The sequence below is a fragment of the Salibacterium aidingense DSM 18341 genome, from assembly GCF_000429685.1.
Taxonomy (GTDB): Bacteria; Bacillota; Bacilli; order Bacillales; family Marinococcaceae; genus Salibacterium; species Salibacterium aidingense.
In genome coordinates, this window is sequence record NZ_AUCI01000052.1 from 1 (window position 1) to 6,624 (window position 6,624).

A 6,624-nucleotide genomic window follows, 5' to 3' on the forward strand; every position below is an offset into this window, starting at 1 on the left:
ATCCTGCAGCGGCAGCTTTATTGTACAAACATGATAGAACGCTTCATGTCGGAAATCAAACGCCGAAGCAAAAAGAGTGTCACCTTCCCTACCGAACGGGCGGTGGAGAAAATGATTTATCTCCAATGCATTCGGTTTAATGAGAACAAACAACAAACGGCTCACGGCTTTGCGAAGAAGAAGGCAGAGCTTCAACAAAAGTTTTGGGAAAAATATGGAACCACGAGCTAAAATGAAAAATTCCTCCCACCTTCCCCTAGGGGAAGGTGGGAGGAATAAAAGAAATAATTCTAGTGTTCATAAAGGGTCCCTGCCATCTTACACAAAATTATTGACGTGACCTCAAAAGGTGAAAATTCGAAGCAATAACGGAATAAATGTCCGCTCACTTCAGGGAAAGATAGAAAATAAAACAGAGAGACCTCCAATATTAACAAAAAATCATTTGGTATGTGAAAAAAGCCATACCTAAATAAAGAACCAGCCGGCCGTGGATCAGCTCAGCTGGTTCTTTATAATTAATGATAGTTATTGTTGATCAAGAGATGCTTTTATAAATTCACGGAACAATGGCTGGGGTCTTGTCGGACGGGAGACAAATTCAGGATGAAACTGAGAGGCAACAAAATAAGGGTGATCCTCCAGTTCAATAATCTCTACCAGCCTGCCGTCCGGGCTTGTCCCGCTGAATATAAAGCCCTGAGCTTCCAGTGTGTCACGATAGGCATTATTAAATTCATACCGATGGCGATGCCGTTCGTATACGACTTCCTCCCCGTACGCTGCCTTTGCCATTGTATTTTCCTGCAATTTGCACGGATACAAGCCTAAACGCAAGGTTCCGCCCATGTCTTCAACTTCCTTTTGTTCCGGAAGAAGATCTATGACGGGATCCGTAGTATCAGGATGCAGCTCAGCAGAACCGGCACCGCTCAGGCCAACGGCGTTACGGGCAAATTCCACAGAAGCGAGCTGCATACCAAGGCATATTCCCAAGTATGGCACCTTGTTTTCCCTGGCATATTTAATAGCCGCCAGCTTTCCATCAATGCCGCGGTCTCCAAATCCTCCCGGCACTAAAATACCGTCAGCGTCCTTCACTTTTTCAGCGACGTTGCTTTCGGACACCTCTTCAGAATTTATCCATTGGATATCCACATACGAGTCAAAGGCGTAACCGGCATGCTTCAACGATTCTGCTACAGAAAGGTACGCATCAGGCAGCGACACATATTTTCCTACCAGAGCGATGGTCACCCTTCCGGATAGATTCTCCACCTTTTCTACCAGCATTTTCCACTCTTCCATGTCTGCGCGGCCGCCGTCTAATTTTAAATAGTCGCACACAATCTGATCCATGTTCTGTTTCTGCAGGTCCAGAGGAATCTGATAAAGCGTGTCGGCATCGGCACATTCAATGACCGCTTCTTTATTAATGTCACAGAAGAGCGCAATCTTTTCTTTCATTTCCTGGGGCACTGCACTTTCTGTACGCACAACAATAACATTCGGTTGAATGCCCAGGCTGCGAAGTTCTTTTACACTATGCTGTGTCGGCTTTGACTTTAACTCTCCCGCTGCAGATAGATAGGGGATGAGGGTGCAATGAATATACATGGCATTTTCCACTCCGACATCGCTTTTAATCTGACGGATCGCTTCCAGGAATGGAAGGCTTTCTATATCCCCGACGGTGCCGCCGATTTCTGTAATCACGACATCTGCCCCTGTTTCTCTTCCGGAACGGTAGACCCGTTCGATAATTTCATTGGTAACGTGGGGGATCACTTGGACGGTGCCGCCGAGATAATCACCGCGGCGTTCTTTCCGGATTACTGAAGAATAAACCTTCCCGGTCGTCACGTTGCTGTTTTTATTAAGATTAATGTCTATAAAACGTTCGTAATGCCCGAGATCAAGGTCCGTTTCTGCTCCATCATCGGTCACAAATACTTCGCCGTGCTGATATGGACTCATTGTCCCCGGATCCACATTAATATAAGGATCAAACTTTTGAATCGTGACACTCAGTCCCCGATTTTTCAGCAGTCTTCCGAGAGAGGCCGCGGTGATCCCTTTTCCCAATGAGGATACAACCCCTCCGGTTACGAAGATGTACTTGGTTGCCATGCCTTCATCTACTCCTTCTATTTTATAATTGCACCGCTCCTATTAAGCGTGTTTCTTTCATAAAAAAAACAAAAGTGACACCACTCCCGGCGAAGGGGGCGCACTTTCGTTTCTGCTTCATTTATCAAAATTACTTTATATTTGTTTAAGCCCAAACATGATTTTACCGAGGCTTTTTTTAAAAGTCAAGCGCGAATGACATCAGTACGTATCATCGTCGTCCGGGACTTCGGTGTCTTCCTCTGTGTCAAAATTGTCCATAGGCTTGGATTTTTCTTCATCCTCTGCATTCTCTTCCTGAGACAATTCATCCAGCTCATCTTCGATGTCCTCAAAGTCATCATCAAAATCGTCATCGTACTCATCATCCTGGTCCTGTTTACCCCGGCGGTCTTCCGTCTGCACGGTATGACTCAAATCTTCATCCGTCTGATCGAGCGGGTACCAGCCGCGGAGCCCCCAGTGGTTCTCCCCTAAATGGACAAACCGGCCGTCCAGATTCATGGCTGTAAAAAGCTTGGTTTTGCGGTTTTTCGTTTCTTCCGGAGTCAACCCTTTTAAATCAGCAATACGGTTGATCAATGTCAAATATTCATAAGGTTTGTTTTCGTCTTTCATTAAAATATGGGCAAGTTCTATCGCAGACATTTCTTCAATTTCTTCATCGTTATATTCAGAAATACTCAAGGATGTCACACTTCCTTTCCGCAAAGTATTCAAAATAATCGGGAACCCCCGGATATACCGGAAGTCCTCCTGATTATGGCTAAACGCTGATCTAATACGAGATAACCTTCAAAATCATACTTTTCATTATAAACATATTTGCAGTATTTATGCCAGCGTTTTTCAAAGGAAATGACACGATATTCCTCTGCCAAAAAAGGAGAGGGCCTGTAAGCAGGTGTTCTGCTCTTATATACTCCGTTCCAGTATCTCTGCAACATCCAGGGTCTGAATCTCTTCTTCGACTTCCTTTGCTTTCGTTCCATCAGACATCATCGTTAAACAATACGGGCAGGCACTCCCTATCATAGAGGGCTGCACAGCCAGAGCCTGCTCTGTTCTTGCTGTATTGACCCGCTGGCCGGCTTCTTCCTCCATCCACATCATTCCGCCGCCGGCACCGCAGCACATCCCATTTTCTCGATTGCGATCCATTTCCACTATTTCCAGACCGGGAATCGCTTTCAAAATCTCCCGGGGCGGATCATAAACCTCATTGTAGCGTCCGAGATAACAGGAATCGTGATAAGTGATCGTTTCGTTTACTTCTCTGACCGGAACAAGGTGCCGGGCGCGAACCAATTCCGCCAGCAGTTCAGTATGATGGCAGACTTCGATGTCTTCCAGCCCGAACTCCGGGTATTCATTTTTCAAGGTATTGTAGGCATGGGGGTCAATCGTCACTATTTTCTTTACATTATGCTTTTGAAATTCATTAATATTAGCTGCCGCCAACTCTTGGAACAGAAATTCATTTCCAATCCGGCGGGGCATATCACCGGAATTCTTTTCTTTATTGCCAAGAATGGCAAAAGACACACCTGCTTCGTTGAGCAGCCTGGCGAAAGCCTGGGCGATTTTTTGGCTCCGTTTATCATACGATCCCATCGATCCCACAAAAAATAGATAGTCAAAGGTTTCCCCCTGCTGTTTCATTTCATTTACGGTAGGTACTTTGATGTTTTCCCGGACATCGCGCCAGTTCTCTCGTTCTTTCCGGTTAATCCCCCACGGATTTCCTTGACGTTCAATATTGGTCATCGCCCGCTGCGCCTCTGGATCCATTTTCCCTTCCGTGAGCACTAGGTAGCGGCGCAGGTCAATGATCTTATCCACATGCTCATTCATCACCGGGCATTGGTCCTCACAGTTCCGACACGTCGTACAGGCCCAGATTTCTTCCTCGGTGATAACATCCCCAATGAGACTCTCATCTAAAGAAGCGGCCGCTTCCGCTGCTCCTGTGCCTTGGGCTGCAAGCTGATTGCCGCTGGTCCCGCTGAATACATAAGCGGGCATCCACGGCGACCTGGAAGTAATTGCCGCTCCTTTTTCGGTTAAATGATCGCGCATACGCAGCAGCAGATCCATTGGCGACAGCATTTTTCCCGTACCGGCTGCGGGACACATATTGGTACAGCGTCCGCATTCCACACAGGCATAAAGATCGAGCAGCTGTTTCTGGTTAAAGTCCTCCACTTTGCCGACGCCAAACTCTTCTTTTGTTTCATCCTCAAAGTCAATCGAATGCAGGCGTCCGACCGGATGTGTACGTCCAAGCCAGACGTTGGCAGGCCCGGCGATAAGGTGGGCGTGCTTGGACTGCGGCACATACACAAGAAAACTGAGCAGAAACAAGAGATGAGCCCACCAGAACATGATAAAAAGAATTCCTGCTCCTCCCGCCGAAAGCGGTGCAGCAGCCGCTGCAATTCCTGACGCCATTGGTTCAAACCAGGAAAGATTTTTATCCAGCCACACTATTTCCATGCCTTTTGCAATCATTTTCGAGGTCATTAATCCTCCAATGAACAGCAGGACCAGCCCTGCTTTCCAGCCGCGCTTCAGACGTACCAGCTTTTCAACGTAACGACGGTGAAAGGCCCACACCACCGCTGCTAGAATAAAAAACACAACGACTTCCTGAAACAGAGTAAAAAAAGGATATACCGGGCCGAGAGGAAGGTGCCCTCCCACCTCGAGACCTTTCCAGATTGTATCAATGGCACTGAACTGGACGAGCAGGAATCCGTAAAAGAATAATACATGAATGATTCCGCTCTTTTTATCTTTGAGAAGTTTTTTTTGCCCGAAAACATTCGTTTTCACCGCTTCCCACCGTTCTTTGGCTGTCTGATCAAACTCCGCCTTTCTGCCGAGTTTAATATAGGCGTAGCGGGTTTGAACGAGTTTTATGAATAAGTAAACAGCATAGCCTGTTACAAGGAGAAAAGCGATCCAGTTCCACATTATAAACGTTTCCATCATCATTCTCCCTTCTCTTTTTTCGAAGAAAATGCAGGCGGCGATGTCTTTTGGTGTTGTCAGACTGCTTTCAGTATAGCAAATGAATGAACATTCAGTCATTATGTTTTTAAATTTTTTCGATGAATTCATTCTAGAATACTGTTGTTTCGGACATTCTAAATATATCTCGTATATGGGAGGATTCTCCGCTATGGTTCTATTCTTACTCATCCTTGCTATCTTTTTCATTCTATTGTTGGGCTTCTGGATAGATTACACTTTCGGAAAAAAACGTCATAACAAAGAACAGCATGCTGTGCTGTTCCCTGTCCGCAAGGGAGATATCCGCTGGTTTGACGAGGGAGAATTCTTTTTCCGGGATTTTTTTGAAGAGTTGAAGCGGGCCGAAGACCACATCCATATTCTTTTTTACATATTCCGCAATGACAGCATCGGCAGTCAGCTTATCGACCTTTTAGCTCGTAAAGCGCGGGAGGGAATTACGGTACGAGTCATGCTGGACCGCATCAGCGGAGGCATGAATCAACAAGGAAGAAAACAGCTGGAAAACGCCGGTGTGTCATTCGTCTATTCCCGCCCCGTCTCTTTCCCCTATTTATTTTATTCCCTCCAGCGGAGAAATCATCGGAAAATTACGGTGATTGACGGGAGCATTGGATATACAGGCGGATTTAATGTAGGAGATGAATACATGGGCAGGGATCCAAACCTTGGTTTTTGGCGGGACTTTCACCTTCGTTTTGCCGGAGACGGAGTTCAGGATTTACAGACCCAGTTTATCGAAGATTGGAAGAGAGAAAAACCGGACGACGTGTTTCCAGAGAACCGCTATTATCCCTCTTTAAAAGAAGGAGAGAGACGTTTTCGTTTTTTTGCTACGGATGGAGACGGTGTGCAGGAGTCCTTTTTGCGTGCGATTCAACAGGCGAAGAACCATATTTATATAGCCAGTCCTTATTTTATTCCCGGTGACAACATTCAGAGAGAGCTGCTTCATGCGAGAAACCGGGGCGTGGAAATCTCTATTCTCTTACCCGAAAAACGGGACCATCCGCTGGTCAAGGAAGCTTCCTATTCCTATCTCGAAGAGCTGGTAGAAGCAGAAGCATCGGTATATCACTTCCAACCAGGCTTTTTTCACGCCAAGGCGGTCCTTATTGATGATGAATTTTGTGATGTCGGCAGTGCCAACTTCGATAAGCGAAGCTTTCATTTGAATAATGAGATGAATACGATACTGATGGATGAGGCCATGATCGATACAGTAAAAAAGACGCTGCTCAAGGATATACAGAAATCCACCAGGCTGCAGCCCCGGGATATGAAGAATCGACCGCTCCCCACCCGTATAAAAGAAAAAGCAGCGGATATGATCGAAGAACTGCTATGACCCCTATAGTAAAGAGGCCGGGACAAAACATTATCAAGGACAAAAAATCCGAACGATTTTTTCCATAAATCGTTCGGATTTTTGTGTATTGTTCTATCGCTGCGTCAAAA

5 protein-coding genes are annotated in these 6,624 nt (G+C 46.0%); 2 read left to right on the forward strand and 3 right to left on the reverse strand.

Annotation, left to right across the window (positions count from 1 at the left end; translation table 11 throughout):
• A partial coding sequence (locus tag G475_RS26045) for a transposase (protein ID WP_035712475.1) occupies window positions 1-231 on the forward strand: 231 nt, incomplete at its 5' end.
• Between the two features lie 297 nt (window positions 232-528).
• Here the strand turns inward: G475_RS26045 and G475_RS0121955 are convergent.
• The 3 genes from G475_RS0121955 to G475_RS0121970 all read right to left on the reverse strand — a co-directional run bounded on the left by G475_RS0121955 (window position 529) and on the right by G475_RS0121970 (window position 5,121).
• Window positions 529-2,130, reverse strand: a complete 1,602-nt coding sequence (locus tag G475_RS0121955) for a CTP synthase (RefSeq protein ID WP_026703086.1) — start codon at window positions 2,128-2,130, stop codon at window positions 529-531.
• Window positions 2,131-2,331: 201 nt separating this feature from the next.
• On the reverse strand, window positions 2,332-2,817 hold the full coding sequence (gene rpoE / locus G475_RS0121960) for a DNA-directed RNA polymerase subunit delta (RefSeq protein ID WP_026703087.1): 486 nt from the start codon (window positions 2,815-2,817) through the stop codon (window positions 2,332-2,334).
• Between the two features lie 228 nt (window positions 2,818-3,045).
• Window positions 3,046-5,121, reverse strand: a complete 2,076-nt coding sequence (locus G475_RS0121970) for a (Fe-S)-binding protein (RefSeq protein ID WP_026703089.1) — start codon at window positions 5,119-5,121, stop codon at window positions 3,046-3,048.
• Between the two features lie 193 nt (window positions 5,122-5,314).
• Here G475_RS0121970 and cls point away from each other — a divergent pair, with 193 nt between their 5' ends.
• On the forward strand, window positions 5,315-6,514 hold the full coding sequence (gene cls / locus G475_RS0121975; protein WP_026703090.1) for a cardiolipin synthase: 1,200 nt from the start codon (window positions 5,315-5,317) through the stop codon (window positions 6,512-6,514).
• Window positions 6,515-6,624 lie beyond the last annotated feature (110 nt).

Bases quoted from the DNA above. Each gene is read 5' to 3' on its own strand.
- G475_RS0121970 (WP_026703089.1), bottom strand. From the start codon at position 5,121: ATGGAAACGTTTATAATGTGGAACTGGATCGCTTTTCTCCTTGTAACA.
- cls (WP_026703090.1), top strand. From the start codon at position 5,315: ATGGTTCTATTCTTACTCATCCTTGCTATCTTTTTCATTCTATTGTTG.
- G475_RS0121955 (WP_026703086.1), bottom strand. From the start codon at position 2,130: ATGGCAACCAAGTACATCTTCGTAACCGGAGGGGTTGTATCCTCATTG.